At 60.1% G+C, this 17,614-nt stretch carries 10 protein-coding genes and 1 pseudogene; 7 read left to right on the top strand and 4 right to left on the bottom strand.

Annotation, left to right across the window (positions count from 1 at the left end):
• Positions 1–229: pseudogene (locus tag ACRESJ_RS26425) on the top strand (hypothetical protein); the annotation flags it as partial.
• Between the two features lie 181 nt (positions 230–410).
• On the top strand, positions 411–2,108 hold the full coding sequence (locus ACRESJ_RS26420) for a SulP family inorganic anion transporter (RefSeq protein ID WP_431760496.1): 1,698 nt from the start codon (positions 411–413) through the stop codon (positions 2,106–2,108).
• A gap of 107 nt (positions 2,109–2,215) precedes the next feature.
• Here the strand turns inward: ACRESJ_RS26420 and ACRESJ_RS26415 are convergent, their stop codons facing one another.
• The gene (locus ACRESJ_RS26415; protein ID WP_431760495.1) at positions 2,216–2,785 is read right to left on the bottom strand and encodes a YSC84-related protein; all 570 of its coding nucleotides are present in this window, start codon (positions 2,783–2,785) and stop codon (positions 2,216–2,218) included.
• 245 nt (positions 2,786–3,030) lie between these two features.
• On the opposite strand from ACRESJ_RS26415, the gene ACRESJ_RS26410 reads away from it, so the two are divergent.
• On the top strand, positions 3,031–3,417 hold the full coding sequence (locus ACRESJ_RS26410) for a YkvA family protein (RefSeq protein ID WP_431760494.1): 387 nt from the start codon (positions 3,031–3,033) through the stop codon (positions 3,415–3,417).
• A 302-nt stretch (positions 3,418–3,719) separates the two neighbouring features.
• Here the strand turns inward: ACRESJ_RS26410 and ACRESJ_RS26405 are convergent, their stop codons facing one another.
• Complete coding sequence (locus tag ACRESJ_RS26405; protein WP_431760493.1) at positions 3,720–3,968, bottom strand: hypothetical protein; 249 nt, start codon at positions 3,966–3,968, stop codon at positions 3,720–3,722.
• Positions 3,969–4,247: 279 nt separating this feature from the next.
• On the opposite strand from ACRESJ_RS26405, the gene ACRESJ_RS26400 reads away from it, so the two are divergent.
• Positions 4,248–5,120: a GNAT family N-acetyltransferase gene (locus ACRESJ_RS26400; RefSeq protein WP_431760492.1), complete on the top strand. Its 873-nt coding sequence runs from the start codon at positions 4,248–4,250 to the stop codon at positions 5,118–5,120.
• Complete coding sequence (locus ACRESJ_RS26395; RefSeq protein ID WP_431760491.1) at positions 5,120–6,013, top strand: polysaccharide deacetylase family protein; 894 nt, start codon at positions 5,120–5,122, stop codon at positions 6,011–6,013. The genes ACRESJ_RS26400 and ACRESJ_RS26395 overlap by 1 nt, the downstream gene beginning before the upstream one ends.
• Before the next feature lie 100 nt (positions 6,014–6,113).
• On the opposite strand, the gene mnxG is transcribed toward ACRESJ_RS26395, so the two are convergent.
• Positions 6,114–11,942, bottom strand: coding sequence for a manganese-oxidizing multicopper oxidase MnxG (gene mnxG / locus ACRESJ_RS26390; protein ID WP_431760490.1), 5,829 nt, complete (start codon positions 11,940–11,942; stop codon positions 6,114–6,116).
• A 587-nt stretch (positions 11,943–12,529) separates the two neighbouring features.
• Here mnxG and ACRESJ_RS26385 point away from each other — a divergent pair.
• Positions 12,530–13,924 carry a hypothetical protein gene (locus ACRESJ_RS26385; RefSeq protein ID WP_431760489.1) on the top strand — a complete coding sequence of 465 codons (1,395 nt, stop codon included), beginning with the start codon at positions 12,530–12,532 and terminating at the stop codon, positions 13,922–13,924.
• A 35-nt stretch (positions 13,925–13,959) separates the two neighbouring features.
• Complete coding sequence (locus ACRESJ_RS26380; RefSeq protein WP_431760488.1) at positions 13,960–16,257, top strand: Ig-like domain-containing protein; 2,298 nt, start codon at positions 13,960–13,962, stop codon at positions 16,255–16,257.
• Between the two features lie 157 nt (positions 16,258–16,414).
• On the opposite strand, the gene ACRESJ_RS26375 is transcribed toward ACRESJ_RS26380, so the two are convergent.
• Positions 16,415–16,828 (bottom strand): hypothetical protein, encoded by a 414-nt coding sequence (locus tag ACRESJ_RS26375; RefSeq protein WP_431760487.1) that lies wholly within the window; start codon positions 16,826–16,828, stop codon positions 16,415–16,417.
• Positions 16,829–17,614 lie beyond the last annotated feature (786 nt).

Below are 17,614 nucleotides of genomic sequence, written 5' to 3'. Positions count from 1 at the left end.
CTTCCAGGACGGCAATGCGGACAGTCCGACGACGCAGATCCACATCCATAGCAGCAAGGAACGGCCCAAGCACGCCTACGTCGCCGTGCCCTACCGCGACTACTGGTACTGGATCGAGGACAGCAATCTGCCGGCCAAGCGTGCGCTGGGGGCGGTGATGTTCTTTTTCACCCTTTCAGAGACCGACAGCAGCGAGAAGACCCCACTGGTGACCATCCCGGCACAGTAGGCCCTGTAGAGCCGGTTCAGGTGGGACGTGGCGCTTGCCAACAACAGCGCAACAGGGTCGAAAACGCCGTCAAGCAAATCTCGACGGGTACATTTTTTAGGTGGCTCGATAGTTCCCAAGCTGGCATGTGGTCTCGGTAGCCAGCAATTGCTAGCAAGTCCATGAAGTGTTGGAGCGAAAAATGGCCGAAACCACTAAGCGCAAAAGATTCCATCTTCCCATTCTGCAAGGCTTGCTGCCGTTAGACCTGAAGCAGATTCCCGCTGAGGTGGTCGCTGGCCTCACCCTGGCCGCACTCGCGATTCCAGAGGTCATGGGTTACACGAAAATTTCCGGTACTCCCGTCGTTACCGGGCTCTATACCATGCTCATCCCGACGGTGTTGTTTGCCCTGTTTGGTTCCTCACGACATCTGGTAGTTGGCGCCGACTCGGCGACCGCTGCAATTTTATCGGCAGCACTGGTCGGGCTCGCTGCGACTGGCACGGATGAATACTTGGCTCTTGCCGAATTGCTTGCACTGATGGCTGCCGGCCTGCTGATCCTGGCCCGGCTGGTGCGCCTTGGATTCATGGCGGACTTCCTGTCGCGCACCGTGCTCGTTGGCTTTCTAACAGGCGTAGGAATTCAAGTCGCACTCGGACAGTTGGATGGAATGCTTGGCTTGCCGGAGGGGGGCCATGGTGTGCTGGGTAAGCTCTGGTCAACGTTGCAACGGCTGAATCAGCTCAACGGACATGCAATTGCCGTGGCCTTGCTGGTGCTGGTCGTGATCCTCGGCAGCAGGAAACTGTCCCATAAGATTCCTGGAGCGCTGATTGCCGTCGTTGGAGCCATTTCGCTCAGTTGGTTGCTGAACTTCGCCGCCTATATGCCGGTCCTTGGCCTGGTACCTAGCGGGCTTCCGCACATCGGGATACCCAAAGTGCAATGGAGCCTGGACCTGCTGAGCCAGCTGCTACCAACAGCCTTTGCCATGTTCGTGGTTATTCTCGCCCAAAGCGCTGCCACCTCGCGCGCCTACGCCAGCCGCTATAACGAGTCCTTCAGTGAGGATATCGATCTGGTCGGCTTGGCGCTCGCCAATGTGGGTGCCGCGCTGTCGGGGACTTTCGTGGTCAATGGCAGCCCGACCAAGACGCAGATGGTAGATAGCGCAGGCGGTCGGAGCCAACTGTCGCTGTTGGTGACCGCGCTGATTGTGCTGATGGTGCTGCTGTTCCTCACGGCGCCCCTGGCTTACATGCCGGAATCCGTCCTGGCAGCCGTCGTGTTTATGATCGGCATCGAGCTGACCGACTTCAAAGGCATGAAGAACATCTATGTGCAGCGCCGGAATGAGTTTTGGGTTGCCCTGATTACCCTCTTGACTGTGGTGTTCGTCGGAGTGAAACAGGGCATTATTCTGGCGATGGTGCTGTCGATCATTGACCATCTGCGCAGAGGCTATCATCCGAAGAACGTGCTGCTGGCTCCCTCCGAGACAGGCAAGCTGCACCCCGAAGTATTGGTCAGTGGCGCCCAGGCACGGCCTGGTCTGCTCATCTACCGCTTCACCCACAGCATGTACTACGCCAATACCCGTCAGTTGACTGAAGAAGTCACCCAACTGGTCGCCCAGGCAATACCTGGATTGCGCTGGTTCTGCATCGACTGTTCGGCGATCGATGATATCGACTACTCGGCAGCAGAAACTATCCGCAGCCTCGCTGCCACGCTGAAGGCTCAGGGCGTACGCATGCTGCTCGTCAACGTCATGCCGGATATTGCAACCAGCTCGCGATACAACATCAAGCAACTACTGGGTGAGGATGCGATATTTTCGCGGTTTGACGATCTACTGAGCGCGTACGACCTCCATACCAAGACACCCCAGTGACCCTCCCCCTCACTTGGCAGGTAGCTTGACCAACTCCATGTTCTTGACGGCAATGAGGAGGCTTTGCTTGCTGTCGCTTGAGCCTCCAACTGAAGCGACCGACGGCTTTAGCGATTGAGCTTGGTAATTTTTGAACCCTGCAATCCCAGTCCAGCCATTAAGCCCTTCTGATCAAAAATGAACGCATAGACATCGGACTGAGCCGTTGAAGTAGTCAGTGACTTAGCCATGCCTGAATCTACAACCACGATGCTTGGGCCCACGCCGACCTCAAATCCATTAACATTTTTCAGATCGTTCATAGCTGAATAGGTCATGAAGAACATCACGTAACCAAACTTCTGCGCTCCCGCCTGAAGACCGTATGAAGCTGCAGTGGTCGAGTAGTATCCCGTGACTTTGCCGTTTTCGATCAATTCGCCTTCGCCATGATGTGCACCGACGATGAGACCCGCTTTCAGCACATCCGGGAAAACGAGGATGCCCTTGGCTTTCTGCGCCAGGACACGCGCTTCTGGCGTACTGATATACAAACTCTTTAACGCCGCTTTCGCATCCTGATCCATCTGAGCGTTCGCAGCCTTCGCATCAGACGCGGAAGTTGAGTGATCCGTTTGGCACCCCGCAGTGATCGCGAAGATAGAAATCAATGCCATTATTTGAAGATGTTTGATCATTTTTCTACCCTCACCATTGATGAACCTGCGTGGCGACAGCCGTTGCTGATTAGCGTCTAACAGGTCGAACCTTTATTACGTCGTACTCCAAACAATTGGACTTTAGTCCTGCTAAGCGTTTGGTCAAATACGGTGCGATGAACGCTACGGATCGGACCCGCAAACCAAAATCGATCGCGGTCGTTTTAGACAGGCTCTGCCCCCTTTTTCCTTTCTTTTTCCTTTAAGGCGCAGGCAATTACTACATGAAACGAATATTTGATCGTTTACGTGGCTGGGCCAAAAAGCTTAAACGGCAAACCATGGTTCTTTGGTTTTGCTATCAGCACCCGCAAACACCCTGGTTACCCAAATTAATTTCGGTTTTTGTCGTGGCGTATGCGCTGAGCCCAATCGACCTCATTCCAGATTTCATTCCTTTGCTTGGATATCTGGACGACGTGATCATTTTGCCGCTCGGCATTTTACTCGCTATTCGAATGATGCCTGCACACGTGCTCAGGGAGTGTCAGCTCCGAGAGAGTGAGTGGGAGAGAAACCGTGTGGAGCCACCTGTGAATAAAGTCGCTGCGGTAGCCATCGTGTTGATTTGGCTCGCTGCTGCGTTGTTTTTGGGGGCTTACTTTCTTTGAATGAGGCGAAAATGACGTATCACATTCAGCGATGCCCATCAGTGCAATTCAGGTGTCCGAAGCTGTGCATGAAAAAGATGAAACCACCCGTCCAGTCAGCCTCGTTTCGATATCGAAGCGCCTCGTCGAATACGGGATAGCTGCCATTGAATGTCCATGGCCCTTCCACTCGCACCTGTAGCTGACGATCCGCTTTTTGCAGTATCCACGGGTGTGGCTCTGCGGCGTTTGAAAAGCGCATTCGGTGGAGACATCGCAGACGCACTTGTTAAAAAAGCTAGGGCGTAAAGCCCTAGCTGCTGTCACTTTTTCTTTTTCGTCGGCTTTTCTGCCTTCGCTGACTTCTTGGCCTTTTCTGGCTTGCTATCAGCTTTTTTTGCGGATTTCTTTGGTGCGGCATCTTTCTTCTTGTCTTTCTTTTCGGAAGATTTTGAAAGAGCCGACGCCGCAGCTGATTGCTTCGTAGATGAGGCCTTTTTGTCTTTCAGTTCCTTGCTGGATTTTGATGAATCGCCTTTGCTTTTCTTCTCGTCTTTAGCCACGTTGACCACCTCTCGGAGTTCGCAAGTATTGGCACATCGCCTGTGGAATTTTCCACAGGCTGTTCATTAGGCGAGCACGTCCAAAAGCGGTTCAGATTTTTTGAAGCGTAGAAACGGGCTTGAGGTGATGCACCGGCAGGTCCTGAGGGCTGGATATGTAGACGCCGCTTTTCGAGCTCTTCAGATGGACGTGACGGCCTGGATCAAAACTCGGGTTGAAGCTATACCGAAAGGGTTCAGAGTGCCGATGGACCACACACCCAATTCGCGACTGGGGAGAACTTCGCAGTGTCGAATCAGCTGGTCATACGCAACATGACCCGTCCCGAGCTGGACGAGCTCGTCGAGTGGGCTGCCCGTGAGGGTTGGAATCCCGGCCTTCACGATGCCGAGCTGTTCTGGGCTGCGGACCCTGACGCCTTCATCGCAGCAACCCAAGGCGGCGAATTGATCGGTGGCGGTGCCATCACCTCCTACGATGGCGAATTCGGTTTCATGGGTTTTTTCATCGTCCGGCCTGAATATCGCGGTCAAGGTCTGGGCAATACCCTCTGGCACGCACGCCGCGAGCGACTCCTCGCTCGCCTGCGCCCAGGCGCAAGCATCGGCATGGACGGCGTCTTCGCGATGCAGGACTACTACGCCAAGGGTGGCTTCGTCTTCTCCCATCGCAACATGCGTTTTCGTGCCGAGATCACCGAACGTCCCACGACCTCGCAGGTAGACGGCCAGGACATCGTCCCGTTGGCCAGCTTCGCGTTCGATGAGATTGTCGATTACGACCGCACCTGCTTCCCCGCCCCGCGTACAACCTTCCTGAGCGGGTGGATAGCCCAAGCCGATGCACTTGCCGTAGGTTGCCGGCGCGAGGGCAGGCTTTGCGGCTATGGCGTAGCAAGGCGCTGCCGGGAAGGCTACAAGATCGGCCCGTTGTTTGCCGATGACGCTATTGCAGCCGATGCCCTTTACGTGCGCCTGGCGCAATTTGCCCAGGGTGGCCCGCTGTTTCTCGATGCCCCGGAGAATAACCCCGCCGCGATGGCGCTCGTGCGCCAACAGGGCATGCTCGAGGTGTTCGGCTGCGCACGCATGTACCTCGGCCCTCCTGCGGCGATCGCGCACGAACGTGTGTTCGGCGTCACGACTTTCGAGCTGGGCTGATGGCCACTCGCGACCTCATTGGATACGGCGGCTGCCCTCCCCACCCGCAATGGCCCAGTGAGGCGCGCGTCGCGGTCCAGTTCGTACTCAACATCGAAGAAGGCGCGGAGTCATGCATCCTCAATGGCGATGCACAGTCGGAGGCCTGGCTGCACGAGTTACCGGGCCGGCCGCCCCGTGTAGGGGAACCGGACTTGAGCGTCGAGGGCATGTACGAATACGGATCGCGCACAGGTGTTTGGCGCATCCTGGAGCTGTTCAGCGCCCGAGGCTTGCCGCTGACCGCCTTCGCCGTCGGCCGGGCGCTGGAACTTACCCCGGCGATTGGCCATGCGCTCTGCGCTGCCGGGCATGAGATTGCCGGGCATGGCTACCGTTGGCTGGACTATCGCGACATGCCTGAGGACCAGGAGCGGCAGCATATCCGCCTCACCCTCGACGTGATCGCGCAGCTCTGCGGTAAGCGCCCCGTAGGCTGGTACACCGGAAGGGTCAGCCAGAACACCCGCCGCCTGTTGCGTGAGGAAGGTGGATTTCTGTATAGCTCGGACGCCTACAACGATGATCTGCCCTATTGGCTCCCTGGTTCGCCCGCCCACCTGGTGATCCCTTACACACTGGTCAACAACGATGCGCGCTATCTGCTGCCCAATGGTTTTGCCTGCGGTGACGACTTCTTCCGGCTGCTCAAGGATGCTTTCGACCAGCTGTGGCAGGAAGGCGCACACCACCCGAAGATGATGAGCGTCGGACTGCATGGGCGCATTAGTGGCCATCCTGGTCGTGCGCTGGCACTGGCGCGCTTTCTTGATTACGTACAAGGCCACGACGCGGTGTGGATCTGCCGGCGCGAAGAGATTGCCAGGCACTGGATAACCCAATTCCCCGCCTGAGTGGTAAACGGCACTGGCCAGCAGTGCCAGCACCGTTTCCCATCGCCATTTCATCAGGCGCCTGCGTTTGACCCTGTTGCCCTCCTCGTCAGTTAACCCGTCATTGCGCTGTGGTCGGCGCAGGCTCATCGCTGACTCGCAGCAGCCCCCAGATGCCGCCCAGATTGCCGAAGGCCGCATAGTCCCGATACAGGTAGTCGCCAGGTACTGCGTTGGCGCCGCCGGCGCTGGGGAACATGAAGCTGAAATGCGCGGCCGGGAGCACGCTTTCCTGGGCGCCGATGTACATGGCCAAGGGGTTGTAGCCAAAGCGCACCGAACCGATCCCTGCGTCTTTCATCGGGTAGCCCCAAATGTCCACCCTTTCAGCCTGGAACGGGTTGAACGCCCAGACATGGCCGTCGAGCTGGAAGGTCGCGCCACGGCTGCCGCCCGAAGGCATCAGCACATGGGTGCGGAACGGCTGCCCGGGCTTGACCCGCAGTATCGGCGTCACCGGGTCGCCACCGACCAGGGCATTGCTGTAGGCCATGTGGGCGTTGGGCACCGCGCCAAAACCATGGCCACCCGCCTGACCGAACGGTGCGTCCGGTGCCCGGGCGAAGCGGTACCACAGCGGCTCGCTCTTGTAGTTGATGGCCATGTCCGAGTTGTCTTTGGGGTCGTTGGGTATGCCCGGCCCTTCGGACGCCATGTTCTCAACGGGCAAGCCGTTGGCCCAGCGCATGTTCAGGGACTTCTGCCAGATCATGGTGAAGTCGCGATAGCTGCTGGCACCCGGTGGCTGCACCGTGGCCGACGCTCTGGAAGCGGCATCCTCCTGCCAGGTGGCTCCCGCCGGTGCCACCGACATGGCTGCCACCAGGCCTTTTTGGGGTTGCTTGATCGGGTCGGCCGGCATCAGGTTGAAGCCACCGAACTCGATGGGGGTCGCCTCGATGATGTCGACGTTGCGCCCCAGTTGTGACGCGACCGGCTGACCGGCGCGCTCCAGGTGCCCGGCGTAATACTGGTAGGTCCGGCTTGGCCATGCGCCTGTATTGCCGATCCGTGGTGCCACCGTCTGCACCGGGTTGCTGCCGACGTTGAAGCCATCCGACTTGCTGACGTCGTAGGTCAGCAACTGGGCGTGCAGGCCAATGTGGCTGGAGGGCCGCATCAGGTTGTTGTTGAAGGTGGTCGAGCCCTGCGCACTGGAACGGTCACGCTTGACCGTGCCTTGCATCACCGCGTTGTTCGGCAGGTCCGGCATCGTCAAGGGCAGGCGGTTCTCCAGGGTGATGTTGATGCAATCACCAGCAGCGGCGCGCAGTACCAGCGGCTCCACGGGCACCCCTGGCTTGAGCTTGCCACTGACCGGGTCCAGGTCGGCCTTGCGCACATACAGGATGGCGGTCGGATCGTGCAACGGACCGGACTGCCCACCAATGGTGAAGGTCTCGCCATCTTCAGGGTCGAAGATCGTCACCTGCGGCACGGTCACCGGCCTTGGGTTGTAGACCAGGGTGCCACCGAGCGGGTTGAGCGGGCCGCCGACATGCTGGCCGGCACCTGCCGGGTCGCCGATGGTCAGGCCCAACGGGTTGGCGAGGATATCGTTGGCCAGGGCCGCGACCACCTCATAGTTACGTTGCACCGTCGGCCGGGTGCCGATGCCAGTGGGATTGGGGCTGATGCGCGGGCACACGCCATTGAAATTCACCGTGTTGCGTGCGGCCACAGGCCTTGGGTTGTTGGGCAGCGGGAACAGGTCGCTGCGGCTCTGGGAATAGTTGCGCATGATGCCCCACAGGCCACTCCAGTAACCCTCCAGGGAAGCATCCATGGAATACAGGTAATCGCCGGTTTCGCTGGCCGCACTGCTCATCATCGCCACGGGCGCCATGAAGCCGAACTGCTCGGAAATCGCCACCATTTGCGAGGCCTTCCAGCCGGTGTTGGAGCTATTGCCGAAGCCGCTACCCGAATGCAGCCACTTCACGCCGTGCACCGTCACGTTGTGCTCCTCTTCGTGGCCACCGGCATTCACCCGCAGGCGCACGTTGTCGCCGGTATAGGTTCGCAGCGTCGGTGTGAACGGATCGCCAGGCAGGTCTCCCCGGTTGATGTGTTTAGGCAATAGCGTGACCCCGCCGGTGGGGCCGGTCGCCGAGCTGATCGCGCTGGGGGCCAGGTTGAGTGCCGGGATCGCCCGGTCGGTGCGGCTTTGCAGGGCGTAGGCCAGGTCACCGCCCAAGCCATCGGCCTGCATGCCAGGCTTGCCGTCCGGCGCCACCTTTTTCGGATCGTAGATGCGCAAGCCCAATGGCTCATGGCGGTAGTTGACGACGAAGATGCCAGGGTCCGAAGCCGAGATCGCTTGCGGGCACGGCCGCGACGGGCACGTCAGCAGTTGGCCACTTGCAACTTCCACGACAGACTCCAGCAGGTTGGCGGCCGTCTTGCGCGCAGGCGGGTTGATGGCATAGCGGAAGCTGTCGGCCGTGGCCGGGAAAGCGCCCGCATTGGGAATACCGTCGGGGCCCGCACCGACGTAGACGCCGGCCTCATAGGCGTGCTGAAAGTCGCTGAACTCCAGGAAGAACTCACGGAAACTGTCGTTCTTGTTGTCGCCGTTGAGATCACCGGTCTCGATCACGGCTTGCCAGGACGTCGGGCCGCCGTCCTGGCGCCCACTGCCGTTATACAGGGGCTCGCCGGTTTCGGCGTGGTACCACTTGGAACCGGCAGGCTCGGCAAGCACGGTGGCGTACATACCCACTTGCTGGTGGGTCGAAGGGCCGAGGTGGTCATGGGTAAAGATATTGCCCAGGCCGCGATCAACGTTGTGCACGTTCAGCACAGGGTCGGCGAACCAGCGTTGCAGCGTGGTGCGCGCGCCCAGCCAGTCAGCGCGGTTGAACTGCCCGAAGTACGGGTGCTGTTTGGCCACGGGACAATCCCCGGTGCCTTCGCGTGGATCGCCGTCCTGACAATCGTTGAACCGGCGAATGGCATGGATGCGCTCGACCACGGTGGACGGTGAAAGCACGCCATCCTCGTAGTTCCAGCCATTGGCCGAGCCGTCGGCGGACGTCAGGTCCCACTTGGGCAAGTGGATGTGCTGACCGATGACGTCGGTGGGCGTGCGCACCTGGAAATCGTCCAGCTCGTAGACCGATGGCACCAGATTAGTGTGCTGGTACATGGTGCAGTCGAAGGTGTTCATGCGCATCACCAGGGGCTCAGGTGGGCGCTGCTTGTTGATCACCGGCCACGCGTCTTCCCACAGGGTAAGAATGCGGGTTTGCGGGAAGTGATAGCCGACCTTGTTGAACACGGCGTCGAACTGGATATTGGCGCCTTTATAGACCCGTGGGTGATCGGCACTGAACGGCGAGGCGCCGCTGAACGACTGGGCGTCGAGGCGCTCGCCACTGTTGAAGTAGCCGGCGCCCGCGCTGCGAGTCAGGCGTTTTTGCCGGTCGTCCATGCAAGGCTCGAAAAAGGGTGCACCCGCCACCGGCGGCGCCCCATTGGTCAGGAAGTTACGAGGTTGCAGTTGGCCATTGGGCAACACGGCGAAGCTGGCATGGGAAGGCTTGGCGTGGAAGGCCATGCCCGACTGTTCGACTTCGGTACCCTCCTCCGGGAAATACACCGGTTTGGCGCGCTCCAGGGCCTTGCTCATGTCCAGCAAACTGGTGGTCACCTGCGCCTCACCGCCAGCCGCCCAACCATCCAGGCCATGCCGTTGCAGCCCGCCATCCCAACCACCGGCCTGAGCCGGATCCAGCGCCGCCCACAATGCCTTGCCGCTGCCCTTCAAGGCCGTGGCCGTTTGCGCATCGAGCATGTCCAGAGGTGGCGTGGGCGGGCGTTGGCCGACGGTGCTTTCGATGCCGCCGATCCAGAACGGGTAGCCGGGATTTTTCAGGCTGCCATCGGCGTTGCGATTGGCTTCGCTGCGGTCGACCAGAGCCAGGGAGCCGACAACTTTCTGCCCGCCGTGCGTCTGGCTATCGTCTCCCGGCTCCTGCCCGGCTACCAGGGTTTCGCCACTCAATTTGGGGATCACCACCACTTTGCCCGGCATCGGCGGCAGGGCCTTGCCCGGCAAGGGCACGATCGCCGGAATCGGTGTGCCGGCGACGATTTCGCCATCGGGCAAGGCCCGGGCGCCCGAGGCCGGCAAGCCACTGCGCAGGGCAAACGGCTGCGCATGAAAGTCGTTGTTGCCCTCCTGGGTCACTGCCAGGCGAGTACCCTCCTCGAACACATCATGAATGCGCCACATGGCCCACATGCCTTGGGCGAAGTGCGGGTAGAAATGGCAGTGATAGATCGCATCGCCAACCACTCGATTGCGGTTGCCGGACCCACCATTGGCGATCTCGTAGGTGTAGCCCGAGCCTGGGCCGACGCCTTGGGCGTCCATGTAGTCGGAGTTGTCATCATTGGGATTGAACAACCACTGGTGGCCGTGCAGATGGAAAACGTGTTGTTCGTAACCCACGCTGATATTGCGAAATTTCACCGCATCGCCCAGGTAGCTGTGGGCGACATTGGAAGGCTCGGCCGGAAACAGCGCCATATTGGCCTTGATACCGATACTGTCTGCCGGCGGTGCCTGGCCGGGCGGGAGCTGCTCCAGGCCAGTGTTGGCCGGCACGTCCACCTGCATCGCGATATCGCCGGTGGTGTGTGCGCTGAGGAAGAATTCTTCATAGGCGCAGGACAGGCAATCATGCATGGGGCCGACCCCCAGGCGGTTGGCGATGACCTCGGCGCCCATGCCACCGGAACCGTAGTTGACCATGAAGGCGTCGCGCGTCGGATCGAGCATCTGGCCGAACGCCAGGTCGCCCCAGAACCCTGGGAACGCCTGGATGACAGCCGACTGGTCATGGAACACCGCAGCGAAATCGCGGAACGGCTCCAGGCGATTGGGCAGGCTGGGGTTACGTTTGCCCTGGCTTTCCAATGGATAGGTGGCCGGTGGGAAACTGCCATCGGCATTGGGCCCCATGACCAGTGCATCGGCATTACTGGCAATGATCTCGCTGCCATCGACCATGTTCAGGATCGGTTTGCCTGCCTTGCCTTCCGCGATCCAGGGCTCAAGCATCGGGTAGCGAGCCTGGTAATCGATCATCGGCTGGCCGGCCGGTGTTCGCCCACGCGTAGCCAGGCGCATGTCTTCTTCGGTGACCGTGTTGTGATAGGCCTGCCCACCTTTGGGCAGCACCACAACCTGGCCGAACAGGCCGTTGCCGACGTTGCCGGAAGAGCCCTCGCTGCCGAAGGTGGCGCCGTAGCTGGTTGCGACGAAAGTGCCTTCGCGTTCGGCGTAGAGGGTGTAGGTGCGGCTTTGCCCCGGTGCCAGCAAGGTGTTGTCGTTACGCCCGCTGTTGGCGGAAATATCGTTGATCGAGCCAAACGCCTGCAAGCCGTTGACCTGAAAACCCACATGACGGTCGGCCACTTGAGCGTCGACGTGCAACTCGCCATTGGCGGCGTTCTCGTGGTCGTTGCCCTGGCCATTGGGGTTGGCCTGGAAAGCCAGAAGGTTCTGCAGGTTGACCGTCAGACAATCTCCGGCTGCAACCCGCAGCACCAATGGGCGCGGCCGCTTGTCCGGGCGCAGGGTGACTTGGCCGGGTGTGGCGCTACCACCTTGGGTGATCAGCACTCCATTGGTGTCAACCACATCGGCACGCAGGGCAAACATCATACCGTTGGGGTTGTGCGCGCCAAGCCGGTTGAACATCAACGGCTGGTCCATCGCCACGACATTGGCCACCAGGGTGCGCTGGCACTGCACCGCCGCCTCGGCCAGCTCGCCACCGGCGAGCCATACGCCTGCGAGCAAGGCCAATCTGTGCGGCCTCCCCAGCCAGCGACGAATGTTATTTAAGTCGATATGAGAGTGCAGCTGCGCGCAGATCATTTGGACAGGCCTCCAAGTCGGTACAACTGTGGATGACCTGGCTACGCAACTATCGCGCCACACTAAATTCATGAATAACGAGCATCGCGCGCGCGTTTAATTGTGAGAAGCGAAATCCCCAACTTTGGGACTGACACTAAGTATTTTTATTTTTTGAATAACCCACTGGCTGTAATGGAAAATTCAATTCGACCATCTAAGTTTCGTACTTCGGTCAAATCGTTTATCAACTTAAACCTCGCCTGACGCAGATAAACCGGGGCGAACAGAAAAAGCGCCCCCATTTCAGAGGAAACTTCCCCACCAATGGGTACCTTGCCCCAGCCCTATTCGTATCCGCCAGGTAGAACTTCTACTTGTAACTAATCCCGGCAGTTCCCTTTGATCATTTGACATATTTAGACACAACTTCTGTGCCAACTCATGAAAGGCCGTATTCATTACCCAAAACGGTGACTAACCAACTAATTTCGATTTGAGCATGGGACTTGTCAGGATTAACCCGGCACGATCGGTGCTGATGCCGATTCAACACCCTTCGACCGGGCTGTAATACCCAGCCAGCGTCATTTCGAGAGGATTGAATCATGCATAACAGATTGACCTTACTGGCAAGCTCGATCCTGCTTGCGTCAATAAGTGGCGGGACGGCGCAGGCAGCACTCTACGCCGTAGATCCGGGTATTCCTGGAGATCGCGCCTACCCACTCGACAGCGGGAACAAGACCGGTTATGCCGCCTGGTACCAGGACACCCACGGCCGGACCCTGGACCTGTGCCTGAGCAAGGCGGTCAGCTCCCGGGTCGCAGGAGCGCCCGGCGCGCCTACCTACATGTGCATCCTCAACCCGGCACCCGGCGAGTTCGATGACACCCAGGCCATCGTCTTTCCCACCAACTTTCCCGATGAAACCTTCTGGTTCGCCGCGGACGGCTCCATTACCGACGCCGCCACAGGCATCGACCTGGGCTATGGCGCGGCCATCGAAGCCGCTTTCAACGGCGAGGTCGCTGACGGCAATCAACAGAGCTTCGCCCGTATTCGCATTCGCGTGGATGTTCCCGCTCCCGGCGTCTACACGGTCACCCACCCCTACGGCGTTGACGTGTTCAACGTCACTCAGGAAGAGTTCACCGACACCGGCGGCACCAATGCAATCAACATGACCCGCGATATCGGCATCGGCCAATCCGGTGACTATACCGGCGCGCTCAAAGGCGACATCGGACCCTTCCTGCGCAGCGTCAATGGCCCCTACACCGAGACCAACCCGGAAACCAGCCAGCTGGAAAAATTTGTCGGGGACCCGAACCTGGAGGAGCAAGTCACCGGCAGCCCGTTCAATACCAACTACCTGCGAATCCAGGGCCCGAACGGCATCGATATCCGCAGCGACACCTTCGCCGTTTCCGGCAAGCTCAGCGCCGTGGATCTGCCCGCCCCTGCGCTGGTCAAACGCGCCACCTACTCGCGGGGCAACGTGGACGGTGCGGTGGTCGCGCATCAGGATGTCTTTACCATGGCCCCGCCGCCGCCCGGTACGGTCAACTTCCTCGACAGCGCAGGCACTGCCGTGACCATGACAGAAGCCAACTCGACCGGCAGCTGGTTTGGTCAGTCGGCCGTCAGCCCGTCGTCGATACCGGTGAGCCTGCAAGTGACCGCCGACAACCACTTGGCGATCCCTACCATTCTTCCACCCACCACCGTGTCCGTGCCATTGACCGATCTGGTCACCATCACCCGCGCCGAATACAGCCTCGGCAACGGTCGACTGACCATCGACGCCTCGACCAGTGACCGCATGACGCCGCCAAACCTGACCGCCTATTCCGGCAGGAGTGGTGCGCTGATCGGTGAACTCATTGGCGGTGCCAACAAGACCCTGTCGCCAACCAGCGGAACAATACCGCCGGCGACCATCCGGGTGGTGTCGGCGAACGGCGGTAGCGATACAGAAGAAGTGGTCATCGTCCCATGACTCTTTCGAATTCGGATAAAGCGCCAGGAGGTTTCATGAACAAGTGGCCACGTTTCATCTTCAACACACTGAGCCTGTCCATTGCCATGGCCGGCAGTGCCAGCGCCGCCCTGCAAAGTTTCGACCCGGGGCCCTACACCCTCGCCACAGGCCGATTTCCCATGTGGTATCAGGACTTCAACAATGTGAAGCTCGAGCTCTGCGTGGGGAAAGCAGTCAGCTCGCGCGCGCCGGGCACCGCAGCCGCCCCCGGCTTCATGTGCACCATTCCCGCAGAAGGCGGCTTCAATCCCCTCGACCCGATCATCTTCCCCAATAACTGGCCGGGCGAAAGCTTCTGGTTCGCCGCCGACGGCAGCGTTGGTGACAGAACCTACGGCATCGAGCAGTACGTTGCGGCGCTGGAGGCGGTGGCCGGCGAGGGCGCGATCGTCGACGGCGAACAGCACAACTTCGCGCGCATCCGGATCCGCGCCGCCGTTCCTACCACGGGTATGTACACCATCCGCCATCCCTACGGGACTAAAACCTACGTCGTCACCACCACCGGGCGGCGGGCGATCAACGACACCAGCGACGTCGGCATCGCCACGCAAAACTATTCGGGAGCCTTGCTGGGCGCCCTCGGTCCATTCCTGTACAGCGCGACCGCGCCTGGTGTGCTGACCAACGAAGCCGGCACGGAAATCGCCCGTTACTTTACCGAGAACAACCCGGAAACCGGCCTGCCGGAGAAATACATCGGTGACCCGAACATCACTGACGCGGTACGCGGCAGCCCGGTCCTCGATGCCGAGGGCAACCCGCAGAACTATCTGGAGATTTCAGGTCCCGCAGGCACGCTGCGCACCGACGCGCTTTCCATCTCCGGCAAGCTCTACGACGACCGCACCCAGACGCCGGTGGAGGTGGAGCGTGTCACCTACCAGCGTGACGGCAGCGGCTCGCAAGTCGAAGTGTTCGTTGACTCACACCGTACCAACCCCGCTAACCAGTCCATCAGCCCGGCGGCTTCGGCGGTCTGCTACCGCACCACCCTGCCCCTGGTCGGAACGGCACCGTGCATCTCCGGCGCGGACCTGTTGACCGACAACAACGGCTACTTCCACACCCGCTTTGTGACATCGGACGCCCCGCCATCGGTGGTGGTGTTGACCGCCAGCGAACTGGGCAGCGCCAACAAACCCACCTCGGTATCACGCATCCCAATCGATGTGGTGAAAGTCACTACCGCCCAATACGATCCGGCCAATCACCGCCTGACCATCAGCGCAAGCTCCAGCGACAAGGTCCTCAATCCTGATCTCGTCGCCCAGGGATACGGTCCTCTGCCAGGCAACGGCACCCTGGTGGTCAACGATCTGGCGCAACCACCGGAAAGCGTGACGGTGAAGTCGGCTGCCGGCGGAGCGGACAGCGAACCGGTGATCGTCGGCGGCATCGCCGACGTCCCCGGCGAAAACCGCAAGCCTCTGGCCGTGGCCGATAACGCCAGCACCAGCTCGGGCGTACCGATTGTGATTAATGTGCTAGCCAATGACAGCGATCCCGATGAGGACACCCCGCTGATCATCGACAGCTTCGTACCGCCAGATGCAACCCTGGGTACGGTGGCGCTCAATGGCACCACCAGCCTGACCTACACACCACCGGCAACCAATGTCGCACTGCGCGTGACCTTCAGCTATATCGCCCGGGATAGCAAAGGCCTCGCGTCGGACCCGGCGGTGGTCACCGTCGACGTAAGCCCGAACCAGGCACCTGTCGCCAACAACGACACCGCTGCCAGCCAGGGCGGAACGTCGACCATCAACGTCTTGGCCAATGACGCCGACCCTGAGGGCAACAACCCGTTGACCGTGATCATCCTGACCCAGCCGGGGGCGGGCCAGGGCAGTGTGAGCACCAACGGCACGGTGGTGAACTACACCGCACCGCAGCCGCTCACCAGTGCCTTCAACACCAGCTTCACCTATCAGGTGAGGGATTCGCTGGGTGCACTGTCGACACCGGCCACAGTCGCCGTGCAGGTCACTCCCCTGGTCACCCAGGAGACCCTGGTACTGACCTCCGCCGATGCTCGGGCTCGCTCCAACAACCGCTTCACCTGGGACATCTCAGGGACCACCTCGGCCGTGGTCGGCAACACCATCACCGTCCAGGTCAGCACTGCCAGTGGCCCGGTCACGTTGGGCACCGCTACAGTGCCGGTCACCGGTCGCTGGCGCCTGTCGGCGACCACCACGACCATAGTGCCTAGCGCTACCAACCCGACGGTCACGCTGCGCTCATCGCTGGGAACCGTACGTACGTTCCCGCTGGTGGTCCAGTAACGCCTCGCCCCGCCTCCCTTACCGGAGGCGGGGCTCACCCGATGGCTCGAAAGCAACCATTGACTGTTGATGCAACCGATCTAAACAACGGATTGGCTCACTCTTACACGGTGTACCGAGAGTTCGTGATGTTCAGGGTGGGCTACGGCGCATCGCACTAGCGACGATAGTAGCGGTGATCGTCCTCGTAACCGTGCCGCATGGCTCGATCATCACGCCGGTCCCAATTACGACGACGTTCATCATCTCGGCGGGCTTGCTCTCGACGCCACTGTTCCTTGCGCCACTGCTCTCTTCGCCAGTCGTCACGACGCCAATCGTCTCCGCGATCGTGCCAGCGGCCATCACGCCAGTATCGGTCGTCATGGGCAAGCAATGGCCCTGTCTGCTTGTCGGTCATACTGGCCAGGGTTGGCCAAGGGTTGTCGACTGCCTGGTCCGGAGCCTGGACGACAGCGACTTCAGTTGCAAAAGCCGGGGTTGCGGTCTTCATCTGTGCTGCCGATGCCGAGCCCACTGCTGCAAAAGCGAACAGGCCGAAAAGCACCATCCGTGGGTCAGGAAATTTCATAATCGAAAACAACCTCTGATTGACTGATTGACCTGTGGCCATTTGGCCACCTGAACCCTCTGGCTCGCGCCTATCCAAATAGACTCATAAACAGGAAAAAGTTCTGGAGGGTGCCAACTTAAACAGCAAGGTTCTGTAGGAGTTGCCGCAGGCTGCGATCCTTTGATCCTGCTTTTGAAAATCAAAAGATCGCAGCCTCGTTGCACTCGTCAGCTCCTACAAATAGGCGATAACCCGCAATCCCTTGTAGGAGCTGCCGCAGGCTGCGATCTTTTGATCCTGCTTTTGAAAATCTAAAGATCGCAGACTCGTTGCACTCGTCAGCTCCTACAAATGGGCGATAACTCGCAATCCCTTGTGGAGCTGCCGCAGGCTGCGATCTTTTGATCCTGCTTTTGAAAATCAAAGATCGCGGCCTCGTTGCACTCGTCAGCTCCTACAGGGGTGCGGGGGTTTGGTGATGTCTGACACGACACAAGACCGTAGGAGCCGGCTTGCTGGCGATGGCGGACTACCTTGAAAAACGCCGAACGCCGTGATCTTGCTTTGGCTTTTGATCTTGATCTTGCTCTGCCCCGTCGGAAGGCCGAGCGGAGGTGTTCATCCGGGGGGCAGGCGCGCAGCGCCGTGCGGCGAAGCCGCACACATCGAGAGGAGGTGCAGCGCAGCAAACCGGAGGCGATGCCCCCGGTTGGACACCGGAGCGAGGGAATGCCGAGCCTAGGCGAGGCACCGTACGTCAGGGGATAAAAGCGCTTGGTTACTTGGCGCTCTTCCAAGTAACCC

Origin of the sequence: Pseudomonas sp. (genome assembly GCF_050739655.1) — a bacterium.
Lineage (GTDB): Bacteria > Pseudomonadota > Gammaproteobacteria > Pseudomonadales > Pseudomonadaceae > Aquipseudomonas.
Note: the sequence above shows the minus strand (reverse complement) of the source record. Positions and strands in the feature narration are given on the sequence as shown.